Annotated in this window: 23 protein-coding genes; 16 read left to right on the top strand and 7 right to left on the bottom strand. The window is 73.1% G+C overall.

The window, feature by feature from the left end; translation table 11 throughout:
- Positions 1–267: 267 nt before the first annotated feature.
- From ACGFWJ_RS12200 to ACGFWJ_RS12215, 4 genes are all read left to right on the top strand, one after another.
- Entirely contained in the window at positions 268–549 is a 282-nt protein-coding gene (locus tag ACGFWJ_RS12200) for a hypothetical protein (protein WP_392948111.1), read from the top strand.
- On the top strand, positions 503–1,030 hold the full coding sequence (locus tag ACGFWJ_RS12205; protein ID WP_387645251.1) for a DUF6879 family protein: 528 nt from the start codon (positions 503–505) through the stop codon (positions 1,028–1,030). Before ACGFWJ_RS12200 ends, ACGFWJ_RS12205 begins: the two co-directional genes overlap by 47 nt.
- 35 nt (positions 1,031–1,065) lie before the next feature.
- Complete coding sequence (locus tag ACGFWJ_RS12210; protein ID WP_387868670.1) at positions 1,066–1,914, top strand: helix-turn-helix domain-containing protein; 849 nt, start codon at positions 1,066–1,068, stop codon at positions 1,912–1,914.
- A gap of 222 nt (positions 1,915–2,136) precedes the next feature.
- A complete protein-coding gene (locus ACGFWJ_RS12215) occupies positions 2,137–3,270 on the top strand; it encodes a methyltransferase domain-containing protein (RefSeq protein ID WP_392948113.1) in 1,134 nt (377 codons plus the stop codon).
- A gap of 16 nt (positions 3,271–3,286) precedes the next feature.
- Here the strand turns inward: ACGFWJ_RS12215 and ACGFWJ_RS12220 are convergent, their stop codons facing one another.
- Positions 3,287–4,096: a UbiA family prenyltransferase gene (locus tag ACGFWJ_RS12220; protein WP_392948116.1), complete on the bottom strand. Its 810-nt coding sequence runs from the start codon at positions 4,094–4,096 to the stop codon at positions 3,287–3,289.
- A gap of 181 nt (positions 4,097–4,277) precedes the next feature.
- Here ACGFWJ_RS12220 and ACGFWJ_RS12225 point away from each other — a divergent pair, with 181 nt between their 5' ends.
- The 4 genes from ACGFWJ_RS12225 to ACGFWJ_RS12240 all read left to right on the top strand — a co-directional run bounded on the left by ACGFWJ_RS12225 (position 4,278) and on the right by ACGFWJ_RS12240 (position 8,637).
- Complete coding sequence (locus tag ACGFWJ_RS12225) at positions 4,278–5,942, top strand: serine/threonine-protein kinase (protein WP_392948119.1); 1,665 nt, start codon at positions 4,278–4,280, stop codon at positions 5,940–5,942.
- An 86-nt stretch (positions 5,943–6,028) separates the two neighbouring features.
- The gene (locus ACGFWJ_RS12230; protein ID WP_392948121.1) at positions 6,029–7,087 is read left to right on the top strand and encodes a type III polyketide synthase; all 1,059 of its coding nucleotides are present in this window, start codon (positions 6,029–6,031) and stop codon (positions 7,085–7,087) included.
- Positions 7,088–7,093: 6 nt separating this feature from the next.
- The gene (locus tag ACGFWJ_RS12235) at positions 7,094–7,612 is read left to right on the top strand and encodes an isoprenylcysteine carboxyl methyltransferase family protein (protein ID WP_392948715.1); all 519 of its coding nucleotides are present in this window, start codon (positions 7,094–7,096) and stop codon (positions 7,610–7,612) included.
- Positions 7,609–8,637: an NAD(P)/FAD-dependent oxidoreductase gene (locus ACGFWJ_RS12240; protein WP_392948124.1), complete on the top strand. Its 1,029-nt coding sequence runs from the start codon at positions 7,609–7,611 to the stop codon at positions 8,635–8,637. The genes ACGFWJ_RS12235 and ACGFWJ_RS12240 overlap by 4 nt, the downstream gene beginning before the upstream one ends.
- Here ACGFWJ_RS12240 and ACGFWJ_RS12245 read toward each other — a convergent pair.
- Positions 8,618–9,943, bottom strand: coding sequence for a cytochrome P450 (locus ACGFWJ_RS12245; RefSeq protein ID WP_392948126.1), 1,326 nt, complete (start codon positions 9,941–9,943; stop codon positions 8,618–8,620). The genes ACGFWJ_RS12240 and ACGFWJ_RS12245 overlap by 20 nt on opposite strands.
- A gap of 178 nt (positions 9,944–10,121) precedes the next feature.
- Between ACGFWJ_RS12245 and ACGFWJ_RS12250 the strand changes: the two genes are divergently transcribed.
- A complete protein-coding gene (locus tag ACGFWJ_RS12250; RefSeq protein ID WP_392948129.1) occupies positions 10,122–10,505 on the top strand; it encodes a hypothetical protein in 384 nt (127 codons plus the stop codon).
- Between the two features lie 102 nt (positions 10,506–10,607).
- Positions 10,608–10,970 carry a hypothetical protein gene (locus ACGFWJ_RS12255; RefSeq protein ID WP_392948131.1) on the top strand — a complete coding sequence of 121 codons (363 nt, stop codon included), beginning with the start codon at positions 10,608–10,610 and terminating at the stop codon, positions 10,968–10,970.
- Between the two features lie 6 nt (positions 10,971–10,976).
- Here ACGFWJ_RS12255 and ACGFWJ_RS12260 read toward each other — a convergent pair whose 3' ends face one another.
- The gene (locus ACGFWJ_RS12260) at positions 10,977–11,798 is read right to left on the bottom strand and encodes an ABC transporter permease (protein ID WP_392948134.1); all 822 of its coding nucleotides are present in this window, start codon (positions 11,796–11,798) and stop codon (positions 10,977–10,979) included.
- Complete coding sequence (locus tag ACGFWJ_RS12265) at positions 11,795–12,760, bottom strand: ATP-binding cassette domain-containing protein (RefSeq protein WP_392948136.1); 966 nt, start codon at positions 12,758–12,760, stop codon at positions 11,795–11,797. Before ACGFWJ_RS12265 ends, ACGFWJ_RS12260 begins: the two co-directional genes overlap by 4 nt.
- Positions 12,761–13,002: 242 nt before the next feature.
- Here ACGFWJ_RS12265 and ACGFWJ_RS12270 point away from each other — a divergent pair, with 242 nt between their 5' ends.
- The 5 genes from ACGFWJ_RS12270 to ACGFWJ_RS12290 all read left to right on the top strand — a co-directional run bounded on the left by ACGFWJ_RS12270 (position 13,003) and on the right by ACGFWJ_RS12290 (position 18,792).
- Positions 13,003–14,274 (top strand): hypothetical protein, encoded by a 1,272-nt coding sequence (locus tag ACGFWJ_RS12270; RefSeq protein WP_392948139.1) that lies wholly within the window; start codon positions 13,003–13,005, stop codon positions 14,272–14,274.
- Between the two features lie 16 nt (positions 14,275–14,290).
- On the top strand, positions 14,291–14,824 hold the full coding sequence (locus ACGFWJ_RS12275; protein WP_392948142.1) for a DUF6529 family protein: 534 nt from the start codon (positions 14,291–14,293) through the stop codon (positions 14,822–14,824).
- Positions 14,825–14,957: 133 nt separating this feature from the next.
- Complete coding sequence (locus ACGFWJ_RS12280; RefSeq protein ID WP_387645287.1) at positions 14,958–16,409, top strand: catalase; 1,452 nt, start codon at positions 14,958–14,960, stop codon at positions 16,407–16,409.
- 129 nt (positions 16,410–16,538) lie between these two features.
- Complete coding sequence (locus ACGFWJ_RS12285) at positions 16,539–17,558, top strand: phosphotransferase family protein (protein ID WP_392948145.1); 1,020 nt, start codon at positions 16,539–16,541, stop codon at positions 17,556–17,558.
- A gap of 4 nt (positions 17,559–17,562) precedes the next feature.
- Complete coding sequence (locus tag ACGFWJ_RS12290) at positions 17,563–18,792, top strand: acyl-CoA dehydrogenase family protein (RefSeq protein ID WP_392948148.1); 1,230 nt, start codon at positions 17,563–17,565, stop codon at positions 18,790–18,792.
- A 44-nt stretch (positions 18,793–18,836) separates the two neighbouring features.
- On the opposite strand, the gene ACGFWJ_RS12295 is transcribed toward ACGFWJ_RS12290, so the two are convergent.
- Genes ACGFWJ_RS12295 through ACGFWJ_RS12305 form a run of 3 tightly spaced genes read right to left on the bottom strand, consistent with a single transcriptional unit; the run spans position 18,837 to position 21,357 of the window.
- Entirely contained in the window at positions 18,837–19,805 is a 969-nt protein-coding gene (locus ACGFWJ_RS12295; protein WP_392948151.1) for an NADPH:quinone oxidoreductase family protein, read from the bottom strand.
- Positions 19,802–20,605 carry an SDR family oxidoreductase gene (locus ACGFWJ_RS12300; protein ID WP_392948153.1) on the bottom strand — a complete coding sequence of 268 codons (804 nt, stop codon included), beginning with the start codon at positions 20,603–20,605 and terminating at the stop codon, positions 19,802–19,804. Before ACGFWJ_RS12300 ends, ACGFWJ_RS12295 begins: the two co-directional genes overlap by 4 nt.
- Complete coding sequence (locus tag ACGFWJ_RS12305; RefSeq protein WP_392948154.1) at positions 20,602–21,357, bottom strand: SDR family oxidoreductase; 756 nt, start codon at positions 21,355–21,357, stop codon at positions 20,602–20,604. The genes ACGFWJ_RS12300 and ACGFWJ_RS12305 overlap by 4 nt, the downstream gene beginning before the upstream one ends.
- Positions 21,358–21,524: 167 nt before the next feature.
- Between ACGFWJ_RS12305 and ACGFWJ_RS12310 the strand changes: the two genes are divergently transcribed.
- Positions 21,525–22,151 (top strand): TetR/AcrR family transcriptional regulator, encoded by a 627-nt coding sequence (locus ACGFWJ_RS12310; protein ID WP_392948156.1) that lies wholly within the window; start codon positions 21,525–21,527, stop codon positions 22,149–22,151.
- Positions 22,152–22,160 lie beyond the last annotated feature (9 nt).

Consider the following 22,160-nt stretch of genomic DNA (forward strand, 5'->3'; position numbering starts at 1 on the left):
AATCCCCCGGCGCCTCTGCCGGTTGGATGAGGGCTCTCCGGTGGGGACCACGCGAAAGTCGAGCAGCCGCATGCCCGCACTCACCGGCAGGATCGAGAACGGCAGCGCCGGGATGCGCTGTCCGGTCTCGACAGCGCTCAGTGCGAACGGGTGGTTCACACGACGCTTCCCGCTCTCACCCGCGTCTGCGCGCCCTTGACGATCCGTCAGTGTCCGGGAACGGTGGACGTGCGAGGAACCGCAACCGGCTTGGCACAAGGAGTGGTCATGGCGCTACGGTTCAGGGGAGTCGACCCGGACTCGCCCAACGGCGGCTCTCCGACCGTGTGGTTGGAGGACGAGAAGGCCGAGATCGTCATCCAGGGCTGGCTGCCCGGCTTGGAGATGTACCGCGTGATCAGCGAGACCGAGTGGGCACCGGGCCACGACATCGGCGTGCCGGACCACGAGGGCGTCGTAAGGATCCCGGTCCGGATGATCCCGTTCTTGAGGAAGGTGTGCGATGAAGCCGAGCGTGCCGGACTTTGGCACCCTGCTGAGGAGTGCTGAGCGCTCCGCGTGCCACCTGGAGATGCGGGACTCCTACATGGAGGACCCGGTGTTCGCCGACTGGCGTGCCGGTCTGCCGGTCGGGCAGCCCGAGGCGTACGACCTGCCCGACGAGTACATCGCCTGGGCCGCCCTGGTTCGGGAGACCGTGGGACGCGGGGTGGCGATGCGCCGGGCAAGGATCGTCTCGGAGCCGGCCAGTGCCTACATCCGCTGGGAGCACGCGATCACCGAGCGGCACAACATCGCGCTCGGCGAGCAGGTCCGCTGGCTGCCCCGGTCGAAGGCGTCCGACCTTGCGCTGCCGGGCAACGACCTGTGGCTGATCGACGACCGTCTGGTCCTGTTTCACTGGTTCACCGGCGCCGGCGAGTGGGCCGGCCACGAAGTGACCGAAGACCCGGCCCTCGTGAAGACGGTGACCACAGCCTTCGAAGCGGTGTGGGAACGGGCCGTCCCGCACTCGCAGTTCGCACTCTGACCCGGCGCTCCGACCACCCGCCGGGCGCCTGCACCATGTCGTCGTCACCGTCGTCCAGCGTCGTCGAGGCCCGCAAGGCGCTCGCCCGCCGCCTGGTCGGTCTGCGTAAGGACGCCGGCCTGACCGGCGACGAGTTGTCCGCACGCTGTGGGTGGCACCCGGCGAAGACCTCCCGGATCCAGAGCGGCAAGTCCGCCCCCTCCGAGGCCGACCTGCGCGCCTGGTGCACCGCCTGCGGCGCCGGTGACCAGGCCCCGGACCTCATCGCCGCCGCCCGTACCGTCGACTCGATGTACACCGAGTGGCGCCGACTGGAGCGCAGCGGGCTGCGCGCCGCCCAGGAGTCCGTCGCCGCGCTATACCGGCGCACCGGCCTGTTCCGTGTCTACGCCAGTCGTGTCATGCCAGGCATGGTGCAGACCCCCGAGTACACCACCGCCGTGCTGCGCTCGATCCAACGTGCCCGTGTCGAGGTCGACGACGTCGACGATGCCGTGGAGGCCCGCCTGGAGCGCCGGCGGATGCTGTTCTCCGGTCGGCACCGGTTCGGTCTGCTCATCGAGGAGTGGGTGCTGCGTGCCACGGTGTGCGATCCCGGGGCAATGGCGGCCCAGCTCCGCCACCTGCTCGCGGTTTCCTCCAGTCCCTTCGTCAGCGTCGGTGTCATCCCTACCGGGGCGGATCGGCCGCACCTGCCGGTCGAGGACTTCTACCTGTTCGACGAGGCCGAGGTGGCTGTCGAGCTGACGTCCGGCTACCTGCGGATCACCCAGTCGCGCGAGGTCGCCGACTACGTGCGTACCTTCGCCGATCTTGCGTCCATGGCCGTCCACGGAGCGGGAGCCCGTCAACTGATCACCGCTGCGATCGCCACGCTCGAGTGACGACGCGCAAGATTGCGCAACTTCGTTGAGGGCACCGCCTGCTGTTCCCTACCGTCGAACCACCGCGCCGGCAAACGACAGCGACGGCAAGGAGGCCGACATGCACATCGACGACACAGGCAGCGGTGGAGGCGACCGCCACCCCGGCACGCCGTGGACACCGCCACCCACCCCTCCGTCCCCCGACGGCGGACCGCCGCCCGGAAACGGGGGACGGCGCAAGTGACGCTCGTCCCCGAGCAGGAGGACCGCCCTTGTGCGGGGCGGTCCTTCCCCGTCTCCTCCGACTGGGCAGCGGCCTTCGACGCCGTCCCGCGCTCTCTGTTCCTGCCCGGCCTGGTCTGGGCCCACGACATGGCCACCGGCACCAGCCGCGCCATCGACCGCACCGCCGACGAGGCCGGGTGGCTGGCCGCCGCGATCACCGACATCCCGATCGTCACGCAGTGGGACGACGGACAGCACCGGGGCACCGGGCCGGGTACGGTGCCCACCAGTTCGGCCTCGCAGCCGTCGTTGGTCGCCTCGATGCTCGACCATCTGCAAGTCAAGCCGGGGATGCGGGTGATCGAGCAGGGTACCGGCACCGGTTGGAACGCGGCCCTGCTCGCCCACCGTCTCGGCGACGCCAATGTCACCACGGTCGAGATCGACCCACAGGTCGCCGCCCACGCCCGCACCCGTCTGCACGCCGCCGGTTACCGGCTGCACGCCGTCTGCGGGGACGGCGTGCACGGGCACTCGGACGGCGCTCCGTACGACCGCACCATCGCCACCTACGGCCTGCGCGGCATCCCCCGCGTCTGGATCGAGCAGACCCGGCCCGGCGGGCTGGTCCTCGCACCGTTCGGCACCTACTACTCCAACGCCGACGCGCTGGTCCGCCTCACCGTGCACGCCGACGGCACCGCTTCCGGGCCGTTCCTCCAGCCCGTCGAGTTCATGAAGATGCGTTCCCAGCGCCTGAGTTGGCCCGCGCCCCCGCCGACCGGCGGCACCGTCGCCGAGAGCACCATCGCTCACGCCCTCCCTCCGCACGGCAAGTTCGACCCGTTCCCGTTCGTCGCCGGTCTTCGCCTGCGGGACGTGACCCACGCCGTCCAGACCCACGACGACGGCGCCCGCACCCTGTGGCTGTACTCCCTCACCGCCCCGGCGTGGGCGGCCGCGACCTTCCGCGAGGGCGAGGACGTCCACCACGTCCGCCAGTACGGCGACCGCCGCCTGTGGGACGACCTCGAACAGACCCTCGCCTGGTGGCAGCATGCGGGCGAGCCCGGCGTCGAACGGCTCGGGCTCACCGTCACTCCGACCGGCTGGCACGCCTGGCTCGACGACCCCGACCGCCCGGTCTGAGCCCCGCTGCGCTCCGCTAAAGGCCGCCGTTGAGCAGCAGGAGGGCCAACGCCACCGCCGTCGCCGCGATGACCGACAGGAAGGGGAGGCGGCCGCGGGGGGCGAGCAGGGTGGCGAGGGCGGGTGGGGTGGTGATGGCGAGGACGGGCCAGCCGGGGGCGAGGAGGAGGGCGGCGGCGGTTGCGGCGAGGACGGCGGTGAGGGCCGAGGTGCGGGCGCCGGCGCGTTGGGGGAGGCCTCGGATGCCGGCGGCGCGGTCGGCGGCCAAGTCCGGTAGGACGTTGGTGAAGTGGGCGGCGATGCCGAGCAGTGCGCCCGCGCCGAGGACGGGTGCGGCGGGCCAGGGGCGGCCGGGGAGGGCGAGAGTGACGAAGGCGGGGAGGAGGGCGAACGCGACCGCGTAGGGCAGCCAGGACCACCAGGTGGCCTTCAGTCGGAGGTTGTACGTCCAGCCGGCGGCCACCGCCAGCAGGTGCACCGTCGCCGCCGCGACCCCGCACGCCGCCGACAGCAGCACGCAGCAGGCGACGGCCCAGCCGGTGGCCGTCACGACCTGATGCACGGGCAGTTCGGAGGCGGCGAGCGGCTTGTCGGTGCGCCCGGCGGCCCCGTCCCGCTGCCGGTCGATCAGGTCGTTGCTCCAACCGATCGACAGTTGCCCGGCGGCGACCGCGCCGCCGGTGAGCAGCGTCCCGGCCAGCCCGCGTCCGGCACCGACGGCCATCGCCCCGGCAAGTCCGGTCACGGCCGCGGCCGGTACCGGATGGCAGGCCCGCACCAGGCCCCCGACCAGCCCCCGGGCCACCACCGCCGCACCGCTGCTCATGCCCGCCACGCTAACCGTCCGGGAAGCGGCGGCGTGGGATCACCGCGCCGACCGCGCACCGCGACGAGATGCGCGGGAATGTCAAGAAGCGTGTGGAGTAACGGAGTTGTCCCGCCCGAAGGGACGCGACGCAGATATACTCCCGGTGCCCGTTCACCGGCCGACCAGGGGGAATCCGACGGTGCTGGAGACCAGTCTCGCCGTTGACCTGCCAGTCGTGCTGTTGCTGGCACTGGTCACCCGCATGCTGTCCCTGCCGCTCTTGCGGCGCTCCCAGCGCACGCTCCGGGCGCGGGCCGTGGCCGCCGTGGCCGGGTCCTCGCCGCCCGGTGTGGGGCCGGTGGTGGGCGAGTTGGCGGTGTGCGTGGTGGTCGCGGCCGCGCTCGAGGTCGGGATGATCCTCATCCCGAACTTCGGCTTCCAGCTGCTGGACAGCCCGGCGGCGTTCGCCGACGCCCGCTGGCTCACGCTGGCCCTGCACGTGTTCGACGACAGCGTGCAGTTCTGGCTGTGGGGCGTCTCGGCGGTGCTGGTGGGTGCGCTGCTGTTGCTCACCCACCTCGTCCGGCAGGCGCTGCTGACGGTCGGCATGCCGCCCGAGGTGGCCGCGGACGGGCGGTTCCGCCTGCGGGGCCGGATCGCGCTCACGGTGCTCGCGGTGCTGGCGGTGCTGGTGCTGCCGCTGGGCGTGGTGATCGGCGCGCTGGTGTTCCAGACGGTGGCGCTGATCACCGCCCGCCGTCGCCCGACACCGCCGCCCGCCGCGCCGATCGTCCAACCGTACGGACAGCCGTACGGACAGCCGCACGGGCAGCCGTACGGACAGCCCTTCGCCCAGCCGCCCGTCCAGCCCTTCGTCCCGCCCGCCACCGCGTTCACCGCCCCGGCGACAGCCATCGCCACCCCGCCGCCCCCGACTCCCCCGGTGCAGGCCCCGGCGCCCGCCCAGGTGCCGCACCAGCCGTTGAGCGGCCACGAGCCGCGCAGCATCGGCGGGTACCAGTTGCTCGGCCGGATCGGGGCCGGCGGCATGGGGACGGTGTACCTGGCGCGGCGCGAGGGCGCGGCCACTCAGGTCGCGTTGAAGACGATCAACCTCGAACTGCTGGACGATCCGGACCTGTTGCGCCGGTTCCAGCGCGAGTCCGAGGTGCTGGCGATGGTGCCGGGGGCGTACACGGCGCGGGTGCTGGACACGGGGGTGGACGCGGGGCGTCCGTTCCTCGCGATGGAGTTGCTGGACGGGCGGCCGCTCGACGCCCACCTGCGGGAGAACGGTCCGGTGCGTTCGCCGGAGGCGCTGCGCGCGCTCGGCCTGGCGTTGGCGGTGGCGCTGTCGGGCGTTCACCGGCTCGGCCTGGTGCACCGCGACCTCAAGCCGGCGAACATCATGCTGACCTCGGCGGGGCCCCGGCTGCTCGACTTCGGTATCGCGGCACTGGTGGACGGCACCCGGCTGACCATGACGGGCGCGGGGCCGGGCACGCTCACGTACATGGCTCCGGAGCAGTTCGGCGAGGAGCGGGTGGGCACGGCCGCCGACATCTGGGCGTGGGCGTGCTGCGTGGTGTGCGCCGCCCACGGGGCCAGCCCGTTCGCGGCGACCAGTACCGGCGGGGTGATCCGCCGCATCATCGACACCGGCCCGGACCAGGCCGCCCTCGCCGCTGTCCGCGCCCTGGACCCGGCGCTCGCCGCGGTGGTCGCGCGTGCTCTCACCCCCGACCCGGCCGCCCGCCCGGCCGACGGCACCGCGCTGCTCGCGCTGCTGGCGTCCCCGCAAGCGGACGGCACCACGGACGTCCGCGACGAGATCACCCGCGGCTGGAGCACGCTCCGCCTCTGACAACCGAGGTCTCCGACCACCTGCAGGACGCGCCCGGCGTGCGGGATTTGCCCGGTTCGGGTGGGTTCGGTCCCTATCCTGGGTCGGTGACGCGGATCGCGGGAGTGGGCGGGGTCCTTCCGCCCCATCGGTACCGGCAGGGCGAGTTGGGCGCTGGGCTGGCGGCGCTGCGGGGTGGGGCGGGGGACGAACTGGCGCTGGCGGAGCGGTTCTTCGCGGGGGCGGGGGTGGAGTTCCGGCACCTGATGTTCCCGTTGGAGCGGTACGGCGAGTTCGACGGGTTCGGGCAGGCCAATGATGCCTGGTTGGAGGCTGCATCCGAACTCGCCCACAGATCAGCCGAGTTGGCACTGAGATCGGCCGGGATGGACGCGGAGCAGGTCGACGTTGTGGTCTCCACCACCGTCACCGGAATCGCCGTTCCCTCGCTGGAGGCGCGGATCGCGTCCCGGCTCGGTCTGCGCCAGGACGTGCGGCGGGTACCGCTGTTCGGCCTGGGGTGCGCCGGCGGGGCGGGCGGGTTGGCCGTGGTGGACGAGGTGCTGGCGGGGCGTCCGAACGGGGTGGCGCTGTTGCTGGCCACCGAGTTGTGCTCGCTGACGCTGCAACGGACGGACGTCTCGCCGCCGAACCTGCTGGCCACCGCGCTGTTCGGGGACGGCGCGGGTGCGCTGCTCGCGGTCGGCGAGGAGCACCCGGCGGCAGGCGGTGGGCCGACGGTGGTGGCGACCCGGAGCCGGCTGTACCCGGGGACGGAGCGGCTGCTCGGCTGGCAGGTCGGCGACTCCGGGTTCGGGATCCTGCTGGGGCCCGACCTGCCGGAGCTGGTGCGGCTGCACGTCGGCGAGGAGGTGGCGTCATTCCTGGCCGCGCACGACTTGAAGCCGGGGGACGTGGGCAGTTGGGTGTGCCATCCGGGCGGGCCCCGGGTGCTGGACGTGCTGGGTGAGGAACTCTGCCTGCCGGATGCCGCGTTGGCGCCGAGCCGGGAATCACTGGCGCGCTGCGGCAACCTGTCCTCGGCGTCGGTACTGCACATTCTGCGCGACGTGATCGACCAAGGCCCGCCGCCACCGGGCTCGTTCGGGTTGATGCTGGCGCTCGGCCCTGGCTTCTCCTCCGAACTCGTCCTGCTGCGCTGGTAGTTGATGATGATCGCCTACACCGTGCTGGTCGCGCTGGTCGCCGTGGAGCGGCTGGCGGAGCTGCTGGTCGCCCGCCGGAACGCCGCCTGGAGCCTGGCCCGGGGCGGGGTGGAGTACGGGCGGCGGCACTATCCGCCGATGGTGGCCCTGCACACGGGGCTACTGGTGGGCTGTCTGCTGGAAGTCCGTTGGGCGGGGCGGCCGTTCCTGCCGGTGCTGGGGTGGCCGATGCTGGCGCTGGCACTCGGCGCACAGGGGCTGCGCTGGTGGTGCATCGCGACGCTCGGGCCGCGCTGGAACACCCGGGTGATCGTGGTGCCGGGCCTGCCGCTGGTCGCCGGCGGGCCGTACCGGTGGCTGCGGCACCCCAACTACCTGGCGGTGGTGGTGGAAGGCTTCGCACTGCCGCTGGTGCACACGGCGTGGCTGACGGCGCTGACGTTCACCGTGCTCAACTCCCTGCTGCTGGCCACCCGTTTGCGCTGCGAGGACGCCGCGCTGACGCTCTGCCGGGCCGCCGCGTGATCGACCTGCTGGTGATCGGCGGCGGCCCGGCCGGGCTGGCCACCGCGATCCACGCCGCCCGCGCCGGGCTGTCCACCACCGTGCTGGAGCCGCGTCCGACGCCGGTCGACAAGGCCTGCGGCGAGGGCCTGATGCCGGGCGCCGTACTGGCGTTGGCCCGGCTCGGCGTCACCGTCGAGGGGCATCCGTTCCACGGCATCCGCTACCTGGAGGCCGAGGGCCCGCACACCGCCGAGGCCCGCTTCCGCACCGGCCACGGCCTGGGCGTACGCCGCACCGTGCTGCACGCCGCCCTCGCGGACCGCGCGGACCGGCTGGGCGTCCGACGCGCCACCGGCCGCGCGGAGAATCTGCAAGTCACCGAACAGGCCGTGACGGTGGGCGACTTGACCGCCGGACACGTGGTCGCCGCCGACGGCCTGCACTCCCCCGTCCGCCGCGCGCTCGGCCTGCACCGGCCGGCCGATCCCCGCCGGCCGGCGCGGTACGGGCAGCGGCGCCACTTCGCGGTGCGGCCGTGGAGCGACCTGGTGGAGGTGTACTGGTCGCGGCACGCGGAGGCGTACGTCACTCCGGTGTCGGACCGGGCGGTCGGGGTGGCGATTCTGGGCTCGCAGCGCCTGCCGTTCGACCACCAACTCGCCGCTTTCCCCGCCCTGTTGAAGCGCCTGGCCGGAGCGGAGGCGGGCCCGGTCCGGGGCGCGGGGCCGCTGCGCCAGCACGCGGCGGCGCGGGTGCACGGGCGGGTGCTGCTGGTCGGGGACGCCGCCGGGTACCTGGACGCCCTCACCGGCGAGGGCATCGCGATCGCCCTGGCCTCCGCCGAGGCCGCCGTCCGCTGCCTGACCACCGACCGCCCGGCCGGGTACGAACGCGCCTGGCACCGCGCCACCCGACCCTACCGACTGCTCACCACCGCCCTGCTGGCCGCCCGGCACCACCCGCTGACCGGCCCCCGGATCGTCCAACTGTCCGCCGCGGCACCGCCGTTGTTCCGCGCCGCCGTCAACTCGCTGGCCCGCTGAGCCGCTCCGTCAGCCGCATCGGCTGCGGCCCGGGCGAGAGCACCAGCCGGGGCAGTGGCCGCACCGGTCCGGCAACGGCCGGGCGCAGTTGCCAGCGGCCGGCGATGGTGGCCAGCGCGAGGGTGGCTTCGACGGTGCCGAAGCGGTCGCCGGGGCAGCGGGTGGCGCCGAGGCCGAACGGCAGGTAGGCGTCCCGGTGGACGGCGCCGGGGGCGAACCGGTCGGGGTCGAATCGGGTGGGGTCGGGGAACAGTTCGGGGCGGCGCTGGAGCAGGTAGAGGCAGCAGATCACCAGCGCACCGGCGGGCAGTCGGACGCCGCCGAGTTCGAGCGGGCGGGTGGTGGTGCGGCTGATCGCCCAGGCGGGCGGGTAGAGCCGCAGCGCCTCGCTCACCACCTGGGCGGTGTACGGGAGTTGGGTGAGGTGCTGCCAGCCGGCGGGGGCGCCGGCCGGTCCGGCGTCCAGCTCGGCGTGCAACTTCCGTTCCACCTCGGGGTGTTCGGCGATCAGGCGGAGCGACCAGGCCAGCGCGGAGGAGGTGGTCTCGGCCCCGGCCAGCACCAAGGTGGCGACCTGGTCGGCGAGTTCGCGTTCCGCCAGCGGCCGGCCGTTCTCGTCGCGGGCGGCCAGCAGCAGCGACAGCACGTCGCCGTGGTCGGTGCCGCGGGCCCGGTAGTCGGCGATGATGGCGGCCACTCCGGCGTGCCAGGTGCGAAGCGCCCGGCGGTACTCGCGGCGGGCGGGGGTGGGCAGCAGGTCGGCGGCGGGCAGTACGACGCGCAGGTAGAGGCCGCGCAGAAGTACGTCCAGGGCGTGGCGCAGCTGTTCGGCGGCATCAGTGGCCAGGCCGGCCGAGAACAGGGTGCGGACGGCGACGGCGGTGGTGAGGGTGAATGCCTCGCGGGTGACATCGATGGTCCGCCCGGCCTGCCAACGGGCGGTGAGAGCAGCCACTTCGGCGGTCATCACCTCGGCGTAGCGCGGCAACAGGGCGCGCTGGAAGGCGGGTTGAACGATGCGGCGGAGCCGCTGGTGGTCGGAGTGCGGGCAGGAGGCGAGGCCGTTGCCGAGGAAGGTGCGGATCTTCGCGTAGAGCGGCCCGGTGCGGTCGAAGTCGGCCCGGTCGGTGAGCACTTGCCGGATCAACTCCGGTGCGCCGACCATGTACAGCTCGCGCGGACCGACCCGGACGCGGACCACTTCGCCGTACCCGGGCAGGGTGTCGAGGAAGGCGAGCGGGCGACTGATCATGGCCGGCAGGTGGCCCAGCAGCGGGAGGCCGCCGGGGACGGTGGCGGGGTGCATGGGCCCTCGATTCGGTGACGGGACGCGGATGGCACACGCGAGCGCCACGATACGTCACCACGCGCACACAATGTGCAACAATCGTGCCGCATCCGGGTGGTGATGATGCGTCAGGCGCGGCCGTCGCCTCCGGCCCGGCGGCCGGCCCGGCCCCGGTCCACCGACAGACGGGACGACCGTGCCCTCAAATCCCGCACCGACGGATGCCCGCACCGCCGAACTGCCCGTCCCGCAGCCGCCATTGCTGCGGCGCCTCGTCGCCACGGTGCACGTGGATCCGGCCGGGCGGGTGCTGCTGTACCGGCGCACGGCCGAGGCGCCGCACTACCCCGGGCACTACGACCTGCTGATGCAACGGAGGCCACCGGAAGGGCAGTTGCTGGCCGGCGGTGGCTTCCTGGTGGTGCGCCGGGTGCTGACCGACCGCCCGCCGGTGCCGGGCCCGGACGACGCCGAGATCGACTGGTGCGGCTTCGTCCTGCCCGCCGAACTGCTGGCCGGCCACCGCCTGCCGCTGGTGCCGGACGGGGTGCCCGTCCTGCGCCGGCTGATCACGGCCTGAACCGCCGCCCCGGGCGCGCTCCGCGACCGTCCGCACACGCTCCGCACAAGCCCGCCGACCTGCGCCGATGCCGGTCCGTCCAGGGCGCGCGACACTGGGGGTATGAGCCAGTCCGGAGACATATTCCACCCGCCGGTCGTGGTCCGCCCACCGACCCGCGGGGCGCGACCGTACCGGCGGGTGGAGATCTACGGGCGGACGGTGGGGCGGGCCACCTCGGCCGAGGACGTGGCGGAGTTCATCCGCCGCGCGGGCGTGGACGAACCCGACCTGGACGACCCCGAGCTGGTCGCCTGGCGCGGCGGCGACCACACCGTGTGGTCCCAACCCGAACAGCCCGCACAGCCCTCACAGCCCTCACAGCCCGAGCAGCCCGAGCGGCCCGAACAGGCACAACAGGCACAACAGCCCGAACCGCCCGAGCCTCCGCAGAAGCCCGAGCGGCCCGAGGACGCGCCGTCCTAGCCGGGTTCACACCGCCCTGCGGTAGAGCCAGACCCCGAGCGGCGCGAACGCCGCGACGATGCCGACGTCCCAGGCGAGCGCCTGCCAGACCTGCGAGCCGACCGGCGTGCCGAGCATCAGTGCGCGGACCGCATTGGCGGTGATGGTCACGGGCTGGTGGTTGGCGAACACCTGGAGCCACCCGGGCATGGTCACGGTCGGCACGAACGCGGAGGACGCGAACACCAGTGGTGCCAGCACCGGGAAGGCGGCAGCGGTCGCGGTCTCCGGGTCGCCGACGGCCAGGCCGACCACGGCGAACACCCAGGACATCGCGAAGCCGAACGCCACCACCAGCAGCGCCCCGGCCAGGAATCCCCAGGCGTTGCTGTGCACCCGGAAGCCGACCAGGAAGCCGACGCCGCTGATCAGCGCCACCACGAACACGTTCCGGACCAGGTCGGCGGCCGTCCGCCCGGAGAGCACCGCGGAGCGGGCCATCGGCAGCGACCTGAACCGCTCCATCAGGCCGGTCTGCAGGTCGGTGGCCAGGCCGATCGCGGTGTTGACCGCGCCGAAGACGACCACCTGCACGAACACGCCCGGCATCAGGTAGTCGACGTAGCTCACCCCGTGCAGGGCCGCGCCGACCACCCCGCCGAACACGTAGCGGAACATCAGCACGAACACGACCGGCTGCACGGTGGAGAAGATCAGCAGCCGGGGCACCCGTCTCAGCGCGATCAGGTTGCGTCCGCAGACGGCCAGGCCGTCCCGGACGGGGGCCAGCAGGCGTCCGGACAGGCCGGGCGTGGGGGCGAGGTCGATGGCTGGGGCAGCAGCGGTCATGACGTGCCTCCGGAGGTGCGGTGGCCGGTGAGAGCGAGGTAGACGTCGTCGAGGCTGGATTCGCGGACGGCGATGGTGTGCGGGGTGAGCTGTTCGGCCTCCAGCGCGTGCAGGACGTCCGTCAGCAGCAGCGACCCGTCCGGGCTGGGCAGGCGCAGCAGGGCGCCCTCGCGCTCGGGGGCGCGTTCGAGGCGGTCGGCGAGCAGGGCGGCGGCGCGGACGGCGCGCGGGTCCTCGCCCATGCCGAGTTCCAGCACGGTGGTGCCGAGGCGGGTCTTGAGGGCGTGCGGGCTGTCGTCGGCGACCACCCGGCCCTCGGCGAGGACGGCGATGCGCTGGGCGAGCCGGTCGGCCTCCTCCAGGTACTGGGTGGTGAGCAGGACGGTGGTGCCTCCGGCGACGAGTTCCCGGATCAGCTCCCACAGGGCGGTGCGGCTCTGCGGGTCGAGTCCCGTGGTGGGTTCGTCGAGGAACAGCACGGGTGGTTCGGGGACCAGCGCGGCGGCCACGTCGAGCCGGCGGCGCATGCCGCCGGAGAAGGTGCGGACGGGCCGGTCAGCGGCCTGGGTGAGATCGAATTGGGCCAGCAGGTCGGCGGCGCGCGGGGACCTTCGGTGGCGCGGCAGCTGGGTGAGCCTGCCGATCAGGCGGAGGTTCTCACGGGCCGTCAGGTTGGGGTCGACGGCGGCGTACTGGCCGGCCAGGCCGATCAGTCGGCGCACGGTGCCCGGGTGGGCGACCACGTCGGTGCCGAGCACTTCGGCGTGGCCGCTGGTGGGTCGGATGATGGTGGTGAGGATCCGGATGGCGGTGGTCTTGCCCGCCCCGTTCGGCCCGAGCAGTCCGAACACGCTGCCGGGTGGCACCTCGAAATCGACGTCGTCGAGTGCGACGAGGTCTCCGAAGCGCTTGCCGAGCCCTTGGACCCGGATCGCGGGTGTGGTGCTGTTTTGGGTGGTCATGGGCGCCCCCTCGGGCGAGGTCGTACCTCTCCAGTGTCCGCCCGTCCGGGTGGGGCGCGCAGGACGGCCGTTCGACGGTCGGGGCTGACGGGCCGCCAGCCGCGGCGGGTGGGCCGTCCAGGGCAATGGGGTACCTCCTGGTGCGGACCGGGCCCGCTCTGGAGTGGCCGGGTGGCCGGTGGCGGGGGTGGATGGTGACCAGCCCCCGCAGACCAGCCCCCGCTCCGTCGCCAGGAGTCGTGATGCCCCGTTCCCGTTGTCTCACCGCCGCCGCGGTGCTGTCCCTGTCCGTGCTCGCGGCCGCGGGCTGCGGCGCGGATCTCGCCCCGAGTGCCCCACCGGCCGGATCCGGGTCCCCGGTACCGGCGCCTGCCGCCGAGGAGAATCCGTCGGGGTCGACGTTCGCGACCTCGGCGGGCACCCGGGTGGCGCTGGCGAGCGTGGGCAGCCTCGGCCCGATCCTGGTGGACGCGCAGGGCCGCACGCTGTACCTGTACGGCGCGGACACCTCGGTGCACGGCACCTGCGTGGACGAGTGCGCGAAGTCCTGGCCGCCGGTGACCACGCCGGGCTTCCCGATGGCCGATCCGGGCGTGGACGACGGGCTGCTGGGCGCGGCGGCGCTCCCGGACGGGTCGGCGCAGGTGCTGTACAAGGGCCACCCGCTGTACCGGTACACGGGCGACCACGGGCCGGGCGAGGCCACCGGGCACACTGTGGCGGACCCGCGCGGCAAGTTCTACGCGGTGACCTCGCTGGGCGACCCGGTTGGCGTGGACGTCTCGACGCTGCACGGGGCCGGGACCGTGCCGTCGGGGGCGGCGACGGCGAGCCCGGGGGCCACCGCCACCACCAGCGCCACCGCCGGTCCCACTGCCGGGGCCACCGCTACCGCCACCGCCGGTCCCACTGCCGGGGCCACGGCAGGTGCCACCACCGGCACGACGGCTGGGACCGACACCCCGGTGGCGCCCAACAACCCGGCGGACCCGTACGCGCCGGTGGCGCCCTCCGCGCCCGCCGTGGTGCAGCCGCCAGGCACCTCCGGAACGAATCCGGGCACGGACACAGGTACCAACTCGGGCACGGGCACCAGCACGGGCACCGACACGGGCACCGACACGGGCGCGGCCACGAGCTCGGGCACCGACACGGGCGCGGCCACCGGCACGTACACGGACACCAGCACAGGCACCGGCCCGGGCGCGGCCACCAGCACGGACACGGGCGCGGGCACGGACGCGGACGCGGGCACCAGCACGGGCACGCACACAGACGCGGACACGGGTACCGGAACGAATCCGGGCACCGGCACCGGCACGTACACAGACGCGGACACCGGCACCAGCACCAGCACCGGCACCAGCACCAGCACCGACGCCAGCACCAGCACCAGCACCAGCACCGACAACATCACCGGCACCGACACTGACCCCGGCACCGACCCCGGCACAGGCAGCCAGAGCAACCAAGGCGGCCAGGCCGCCATCGACAACGGCACCCAGGACAACTGAGGTGCCGCGCCCGACGATGTCCAGGCAGACCGCCCTGACCGCCCTGGCGGTGCTCGCGCCGCTCGTGGTCGTGGCGGGCCTGCTGTGGTTCGGGCGGGCCCACACGCCCGACCCGGGTCGCAGCCTGTTCGGGCAGTCCGGCGAGGACGCGCTGCGGCTGAAGTCGCAGCTCGGTACGGCGCTGCTCGGTGTGGCGCTGGCGCAGGTGCTGCTGGCGCTGTGGATGTACCGGGGCGGCGTCCGGGCGGACCGGGTGCGGCTCTGGCACCGGGTGGGCGGGGTGGTGGCGTTCGTGCTGTCGTTGCCGATCGCGCAGCACTGTCTGCTGGCGTACGGGGTGCGGTTCACGGACGCGCGGGTCGGGGTGCACTCGATGGCGGGGTGCTTCCTGTACGGGGCGTTCGCGGCGAAGGTGCTGCTGGTGCAGCACGGGAAGCTGCCGGGCTGGGCGCTGCCGGTGGCGGGTGGGGCGCTGTTCTGTGCGATCGGGCTGCTGTGGTGGACGGCGGCGCTGTGGTTCCTGAACGGATTTGCCACACCCGGTTTCTGATGCTGCGTCAGATGCTGGTCTGCGGTTGTGGGCGGCGGGGGCCGGTGTTCGAGTGGTAGGCAGTCGCGGTGGACGATCCTCGCCGCCGCGCGGCTACGGCGCCCGGCGGGGTGCCCGAGGAGGAGTTGCCCCGATGTCCCAGCACGTCCCGTTCACCACGAACAACGCGGGTGTCCCGGTCGAGAGCGACGAGCATTCGCTGACGGCGGGCCCGGTCGGCCCGATCCTGCTGCACGATCACTATCTGGTCGAGAAGATGGCCCAGTTCAACCGGGAGCGGGTGCCGGAGCGGGTGGTGCACGCGAAGGGCAGTGGCGCGTACGGCTTCTTCGAGGTGACGCAGGACGTCAGCCGGTTCACCAGGGCGGACCTGTTCCAGCCGGGCAAGCGCTGCGACATGCTGGCCCGGTTCTCCACGGTGGCGGGCGAGCTGGGTTCGCCGGACACCTGGCGCGACCCGCGCGGTTTCGCGTTGAAGTTCTATACCGAGCAGGGCAATTACGATCTGGTCGGCAACAACACGCCGGTGTTCTTCGTCCGCGACCCGATGAAGTTCCAGGACTTCATCCGCTCGCAGAAGCGCCGTCCCGACAACGGCCTGCGCGACCACGACATGCAGTGGGATTTCTGGACGCTGTCGCCGGAGTCGGCGCACCAGGTGACCTGGCTGATGGGCGACCGGGGCATCCCGAAGAACTGGCGGCACATGGACGGGTTCTCCTCGCACGCCTACAGCTGGGTGAACGAGGACGGCGAGCGGTTCTGGGTGAAGTACCACTTCAGGACCGATCAGGGCAACGATTTCCTGCCGCAGGCGGAGGCGGACCGGCTGGCGGGCGTGGACGGCGACTGCCACCGGCGCGACCTGTTCGAGGCTGTCGAGGGCGGCAACTTTCCGTCGTGGACACTGCACGTCCAGGTGATGCCGTTCGACGAGGCGTGGAGCTACCGGTTCAACCCGTTCGACCTGACCAAGGTGTGGCCGCACGGCGACTATCCGCTGATCGAGGTCGGCCGGTTCACCCTGAACCGCAACCCCGAGGACCACTTCGTCCACATCGAGCAGGCCGCGTTCGAGCCGTCCAACCTGGTGCCGGGCATCGGCGTCTCGCCGGACAAGATGCTGCTCGGCCGGATCTTCTCCTACCCGGACACCCACCGGCACCGGATCGGCACGAACTACGCGCAGCTGCCGCCGAACCGTTCGCACGTGCCGGTGCACTCGTACGCCAAGGACGGCGCGATGCGGTTCGACGCGGCCCGCACCGCCCGTCCGTACGCGCCGAACTCCTACGGCGGGCCGGCCGCCGACCCGGAGCTGTGGGGTGCGCCGCTGGGGTGGGACGTCGCCGGGCAGATGGTCCGCGAGGCGTATCCGATGCACCGGGACGACGACGACTGGGGGCAGGCCGGCACGCTGGTGCGCAAGGTGATGGACGACGCGGCCAGGGACCGGCTGGTCGCCAACATCGCCGGGCACCTGCAGGACGGCGTGTCCGCGCCGGTGCTGGAACGCGCTTTCCAGTACTGGCGCAATGTCGACCGCTCGCTCGGCGAACGGGTGGCCGCCGCCGTGGCCCGCTGAACCCCCGCCGCTCGCATCGCCCGTCCGGATTCCTTTGCCGGGCGGGCGGTGCTCGTTGACAACTCGGGCCCCCGGGGCAATCCTAAGCAAGCGCTTAGTCAGCCCACGTTTCTCTGCGAGGTGCCCCCGATGACCACCGCCGCTCCACCCGGACTCGACCTGGAGAGGCTGCGCGCCCACCTGGACGTCGCCCTGCCCGCACCCACCGCCGGACCGCTGACGGCCCGCCGGTTCGAGGGCGGCCGGTCGAACCTGACCTACCTGGTCGAGGACGGCGCCTCCCGCTGGGTGCTGCGCCGGCCCCCGCTCGGACACGTGCTGGCCACCGCGCACGACATGACCCGCGAGTACCGCGTGCTGGGCGCGCTGGCGCCGACCGCCGTGCCGGTGCCGGACCCCGTGCTGCTGGTCGAGGACGACACGGTGATCGGTGCGCCGTTCTACCTGATGGAGTACGTCGAGGGCACCGCGCACCGGGACGCCAAGACGCTGGCCGCGCTCGGCGAGCAGCGGGTGCACGGCCTCGGCGAACAGCTGGTGGACACCCTGGTCGCCCTGCACGCACTCGACCCAGAGGCGATCGGCCTGGCCGGATTCGGCCGCCCCGAGGGTTTCCTGGAGCGCCAACTGCGCCGCTGGGGCAAGCAGTTGGACGCCTCGCGGAGCCGCGAGGTACCGGGGATCGACGAGCTGCACCAGCGCCTCGCCGACACCCTGCCCGACTCCCCCGCCCCCGCGCTGGTGCACGGCGACTACCGCCTGGACAACGTGCTGGTCGGCCCGGACGACCGGATCACCGCGGTACTGGACTGGGAGATGTCCACCATCGGCGACCCGCTCACCGACCTGGGCCTCCTGGTGATGTACACCGAACTGGCCCGCCGCTTCGACGGCGTACTGCCCGGCGCGGCACTCGCCCCCGGCTTCCCCGGCACCGACGAACTGGTGCGCCGCTACGCCGAGTTGTCCGGCCGGGACGTCTCCGGGCTGGGCTGGTACGTGGGCTTCGCCTCGTTCAAGCTGGCGGTGGTCCTGGAGGGCATCCACTTCCGGTTCACCCAGGGCGGCACGGTCGGCGCCGGGTTCGACCGGGTCGGTGACATGGTGCCGCTGTTCGTGGAGTTCGGACGCACGTCGGTGGAGGGCTGAGGAAATGGATTTCGCGTACGCCGCCAGGACGGTCCACCTGCTGGGTGAACTCGGCGCGTTCATGGACGAGTTCGTGTACCCGGCCGAGCCGGTACTGGCCGAGCAGCTGGAGGACCCGAAGCGCGAGCCGTGGGCGATCCCGCCGGTGATCGGCGAGTTGCGGGCGACCGCGAAGGCCCGCGGCCTGTGGAACCTGTTCTTTGTGGACAAACACAGCCTGCCGGGCGAGCACGGCGCCGGCCTGACCAACCTCCAGTACGCGCCGCTCGCCGAACTCACCGGCCGCTCCGTCCTGTTGGCCCCGGCTGCGGTCAACTGCGCGGCCCCCGACACCGGCAACATGGAACTGCTCGCCCAGTTCGGCTCCGCCGAGCAGCGCGAACGCTGGCTTCGCCCGCTGCTGGACGGCGAGATCCGCTCGGCGTTCGCGATGACCGAGCCGGACGTCGCCTCCTCGGACGCCACCAACATCACCACCCGGATCGAGCGGGACGGCGACGAGTACGTCGTCAACGGCCGCAAGTGGTACATCACCGGGGCGATGAACCCGAACTGCCAACTCCTCATCGTGATGGGCAAGACCGACCCGGACGCCGAGGTGCACCGCCAGCAGTCGATGATCCTGGTGCCGCGCGACACCCCGGGAGTGCAAGTCCTGCGCGGCATGCGGGTGTTCGGCTACGAGGACGCCGACCACGGCGGGCACGCCGAGATCGTCTTCGACGACGTCCGGGTCCCGGCGGCCAACCTTCTCGGCGAGGAGGGCTCCGGCTTCGCGATCGCCCAGGCCCGGCTCGGGCCGGGCCGGATCCACCACTGCATGCGGGCCATCGGCATCGCCGAGAGGGCGCTGGAACTGACCTGCCGCCGGGTCGACTCCCGGGTGGCGTTCGGCCGTCCGCTGGCCGACCAGGGCGTGGTGCAGGACTGGATCGCCGAGGCCCGGGTGCGGATCGAGCAGGCCAGGCTGCTGGTGCTGAAGACCGCCTGGCTGATGGACACCGTCGGCAACCGGGGTGCCCACACCGAGATCCAGGCCATCAAGATCGCCGTCCCGTCCACCGTCGAGTGGATCCTCGACAAGGCCGTCCAGGCGCACGGCGCGGCCGGCGTCAGCCAGGACACCGTCCTGGCCCAACTCTGGTCCGGCAACCGCACCTTGCGCCTCGCCGACGGCCCGGACGAGGTCCACAAGCGCTCGCTGGCGCGGCGGGAACTGAAGAAGTACCGCTGAGCACGGAGCAGGGGCGGCCCCAACGGGCCGCCCCTTCTTGGCAGTTACGGCAGGACGACGATCCGGCCGGTGCTGGCGCCGGTGGCGACCCGGTGGACGGCCTCGGCGGCGCCGGACAGCGGGACGCGGTCGGAGATCAGCGGGCGGACCACCCCGGTGTCGGCGAGCGCGGTCAGGGCGTCGTGGCAGTCCCGGACGGCCGCCGGGTCCTTGGCCACGTACAGGCCCCAATGCAGGCCCAGCACCGAGTAGTTCTTCACCAGGGCGTGGCCGAGCGGCGGCGCGGGGATCTCGCCGGAGGCGAAGCCGACCACCACGATCCGGCCCTCGAAGGCGACGCACTTGGTGGAGCCCGTGTAGGCGCTGCCGCCGACCGGGTCGAAGACCACGTCGGCACCCCGGCCCGCGGTGGCGGTCCGGACGGCGGCGACGAAGTCCTCGGACTTTCGGTCGATCACCAGGTCGGCACCCAACTTCCTTGCCGCGTCGACCTTTTCCGCTCCGCCGACCACGGCGATGACGAACGCCCCGGCGGCCTTGCCGAGTTGCACGGCCGCGCTGCCGACGCCGCCGGCCGCCGCGTGCACCAGCAGCGTCTCGCCGGCAGCCAGGCGGGCCCGGCGGTGCAGCGCGAACCACGCCGTCTGGTAGGCGATCAGCAGGGCGGCCGCCTCGGCGTCGTCCAGGCTGTCGGGTGCGGGCAGCGCGGTGGCGGCGTTCATCAGCGCGTACTCGGCGAACGCCCCGGCGGGCAACTCGGCGGTGCCGATGAGGCGTTCACCCGCGCGCGGGCCCTCGGCCACCTCGCCGCAGAGCTCCACCCCGGGGGTGTAGGGCAGCGGCGGGCGCACCTGGTAGAGACCGGCCGCCATCAGCGCGTCCGGGAAGTTGACGGCGGCGGCCCGGACCCGGACCAGCAGCTGCCCCTCGCCCGGGACGGGGCGGTCCGCGTCCTCCGCGAGCTTCATCACGTCCAGCGGGGCGCCGAGTTCGGCGATCTGCCAGGCTCTCATCGGGCCTCCTGTCGGTCCTCGATCTGCCGCTGGAGCCGGTTCATGCCGTGCAGCCAGCGGTCGGGGGTGGTGGCGCGGGCCGCGTAGTAGTCGGCGACCTCGGGGTGCGGCAGGATCAGGAACTCGCCCGCCGCCATGCCCCGCAGGGCGGCCTCGGCCACCTCGGCGGGCTCGATCGCCGTGGGCGCGAGCAGTGCCTGCCCGTACTCGCCGGTGCCGTCCAGCATCCTGGTCCGCACGCCCTGCGGGCACAGCGCGTGCACCTGGACGCCGCGGTGCCGGTACGTCGCGGACAGCCACTCGGCGAAGGCGAGCGCGCCGTGCTTGGTGACGGCGTACGGGGCGGAGCCGAGCATGGTGAGCAGCCCGGCGGCGGAGACGGTGGCCAGGAAGCGGCCGCGGCCGCGCTCCAGCCAGTCGGGGAGCAGCAGTTGGCCGGCTCGGACGTGGCTGAGCACGTTGACCTGCCAGGCCTGTTCCCAGGCTTCGGGCGGGGCGTCGGGGCCGCCGGTGGTGGCGACGCCCGCGTTGGCGCAGTACAGGTCGATGGCGCCGAGGTGGGCGCGGGCGGCGCCGATCAGCGCGGCGACGCCCTCGGCGCTCGCGGCGTCGCCGGGGGCGGCGTGCGCGCCGAGTTCGTCGGCGACGGCGTGTGCGGCGTCCGGGTCGAGGTCGTTGACCACGACGCGGGCGCCGGCCTCGGTCAGCGCGCGGGCGAGGGCCGCGCCGATGCCGTGGCCGGCGCCGGTGACGACGGCGCCGATCCCGCCGGCGTCGAAGCGGGGTTGGCCGCCGGTCACAGCCCGCCGCCGAGGGTGACGCCGCCGTCCACCACCAGGGTCTGGCCGGTGATCCAGCCGGCGTCCTCGGAGAGCAGGAACGCGACGGCGCCGGACACGTCCTCGGGGAGGCCGAGGCGGCCGAGCGGGTAGGCGCGGGCGACCTTCTCCTCGCGGCCCTCGAACAGGGCTTCGGCGAAGCGGGTCTTGACCACGCCGGGGGCGACCGCGTTGACCCGGATGTCGGGGCCGAGTTCGGAGGCGAGTTCCATGGTGAGCCGCATCAGCGCGGCCTTGGAGACGCCGTACATGCCGATGCCGTTGGAGGCGCGGATGCCCGCGATGGAGGCGACGTTGACCACGGCGCCGCCGTTCTCGGCCATCCAGGCGGCGTGCGCGCGGCGGGTCCAGGCGAGCGGGGCGAGCACGTTGACGGCGAGGATCTTCGCGGCGGCGACCGGGTCGGTGTCCAGGATCGGGCCGTAGATCGGGTTGATGCCGGTGTTGTTGACCAGCAGGTCGAGCCGGCCGAAGGTCTCCATCACCCGGGTGACGGTCTCCTCCTGGTGCGCGGTGTCGTCGGACTTGCCGGCCACCGCCAACGCGTGGTCGGGGCCGCCGAGTTCGCGCACCGCCTCGTCCAGGGTTTCCTGGGTGCGGGCGGTGATGCAGACCTTGGCGCCGCGCTGCACCAGTTCGCGCGCGATGCCGAGGCCGATACCGCGGCTCGCTCCGGTGACCACCGCCACCTTGCCCTTGAACGACACTGTCATCGCCATACCTCTCGGATCTGCTGCCAGGGATGGTTCCGCCGCCTCGCGCCGGCGCCACCCTCGCACCGACGACTTGACTAAGCGCTTGCTTAGCATCTTGGCGGCGGGCGACACTGTCAACAGCCCACCCGCCCGGACCGGCCCGAACCGTCTGCGAGGATTGCCCCATGAACGACCCAGCGACCGCCGCACTGTGGCCCGGGGAGCGCACCGAGGCAGCGCGGCGACTGCTGCTGGCCGCCGTGGACTCCTTCGCCCGCCGCGGCTACCACGCCACCACCACCCGGGACATCGCCACCGCCGCCGGCATGAGCCCCGCCGCGCTCTACATCCACTACCCCTCCAAGGCGGCCCTGCTCGCCGAGATCTCCCGCGCCGGACACCAGGCGACGCTGAACCTGGTCGAGGACGCCGAGGCCTCCGCCACCGACCCGGTCGCCCAGATGCGCACCCTCGCCGAGTCCTTCACCACCTGGCACGCCCGCGGCCACACGGTCGGGCGGATCGTCAACCACGAGCTGCACGCGCTGCCCGAGGAGGACTTCGCGGCCGTCGCCGAACTGCGCATCCGGATCGAGGAGACGGTGCTGCGGATCATCGCGCGCGGCGTGGCGGACGGCGCCTTCCAGGTGCCCGACCAGCGGACCACGGCCCGCGCCGTCACCTCGCTGGGCATCGACGTCTCGCGCTGGTACAGCGAGCGCAGCAGCGAGTCGCCGGAGGAACTGGGCCGCCGCTACGGGCAGTTGGTGCTGCGCATGCTGGGCGCACCGCCCTCCGCGATCGACGACTGAGCCACCATG

It is taken from the genome of Kitasatospora sp. NPDC048407 (assembly GCF_043200475.1).
Taxonomy (GTDB): Bacteria; Actinomycetota; Actinomycetes; order Streptomycetales; family Streptomycetaceae; genus Kitasatospora.

What these genes read in the sequence shown, in the direction of transcription:
- ACGFWJ_RS12280 (WP_387645287.1), top strand. Translation starts at nt 14,958, where the DNA reads ATGTCCCAGCACGTCCCGTTCACCACGAACAACGCGGGTGTCCCGGTC.
- ACGFWJ_RS12205 (WP_387645251.1), top strand. Translation starts at nt 503, where the DNA reads ATGAAGCCGAGCGTGCCGGACTTTGGCACCCTGCTGAGGAGTGCTGAG.
- ACGFWJ_RS12245 (WP_392948126.1), bottom strand. Translation starts at nt 9,943, where the DNA reads ATGCACCCCGCCACCGTCCCCGGCGGCCTCCCGCTGCTGGGCCACCTG.
- ACGFWJ_RS12275 (WP_392948142.1), top strand. Translation starts at nt 14,291, where the DNA reads ATGTCCAGGCAGACCGCCCTGACCGCCCTGGCGGTGCTCGCGCCGCTC.
- ACGFWJ_RS12255 (WP_392948131.1), top strand. Translation starts at nt 10,608, where the DNA reads ATGAGCCAGTCCGGAGACATATTCCACCCGCCGGTCGTGGTCCGCCCA.
- ACGFWJ_RS12200 (WP_392948111.1), top strand. Translation starts at nt 268, where the DNA reads ATGGCGCTACGGTTCAGGGGAGTCGACCCGGACTCGCCCAACGGCGGC.
- ACGFWJ_RS12290 (WP_392948148.1), top strand. Translation starts at nt 17,563, where the DNA reads ATGGATTTCGCGTACGCCGCCAGGACGGTCCACCTGCTGGGTGAACTC.
- ACGFWJ_RS12295 (WP_392948151.1), bottom strand. Translation starts at nt 19,805, where the DNA reads ATGAGAGCCTGGCAGATCGCCGAACTCGGCGCCCCGCTGGACGTGATG.
- ACGFWJ_RS12260 (WP_392948134.1), bottom strand. Translation starts at nt 11,798, where the DNA reads ATGACCGCTGCTGCCCCAGCCATCGACCTCGCCCCCACGCCCGGCCTG.
- ACGFWJ_RS12285 (WP_392948145.1), top strand. Translation starts at nt 16,539, where the DNA reads ATGACCACCGCCGCTCCACCCGGACTCGACCTGGAGAGGCTGCGCGCC.
- ACGFWJ_RS12310 (WP_392948156.1), top strand. Translation starts at nt 21,525, where the DNA reads ATGAACGACCCAGCGACCGCCGCACTGTGGCCCGGGGAGCGCACCGAG.
- ACGFWJ_RS12305 (WP_392948154.1), bottom strand. Translation starts at nt 21,357, where the DNA reads ATGACAGTGTCGTTCAAGGGCAAGGTGGCGGTGGTCACCGGAGCGAGC.
- ACGFWJ_RS12265 (WP_392948136.1), bottom strand. Translation starts at nt 12,760, where the DNA reads ATGACCACCCAAAACAGCACCACACCCGCGATCCGGGTCCAAGGGCTC.
- ACGFWJ_RS12220 (WP_392948116.1), bottom strand. Translation starts at nt 4,096, where the DNA reads ATGAGCAGCGGTGCGGCGGTGGTGGCCCGGGGGCTGGTCGGGGGCCTG.
- ACGFWJ_RS12210 (WP_387868670.1), top strand. Translation starts at nt 1,066, where the DNA reads ATGTCGTCGTCACCGTCGTCCAGCGTCGTCGAGGCCCGCAAGGCGCTC.
- ACGFWJ_RS12235 (WP_392948715.1), top strand. Translation starts at nt 7,094, where the DNA reads ATGATCGCCTACACCGTGCTGGTCGCGCTGGTCGCCGTGGAGCGGCTG.
- ACGFWJ_RS12270 (WP_392948139.1), top strand. Translation starts at nt 13,003, where the DNA reads ATGCCCCGTTCCCGTTGTCTCACCGCCGCCGCGGTGCTGTCCCTGTCC.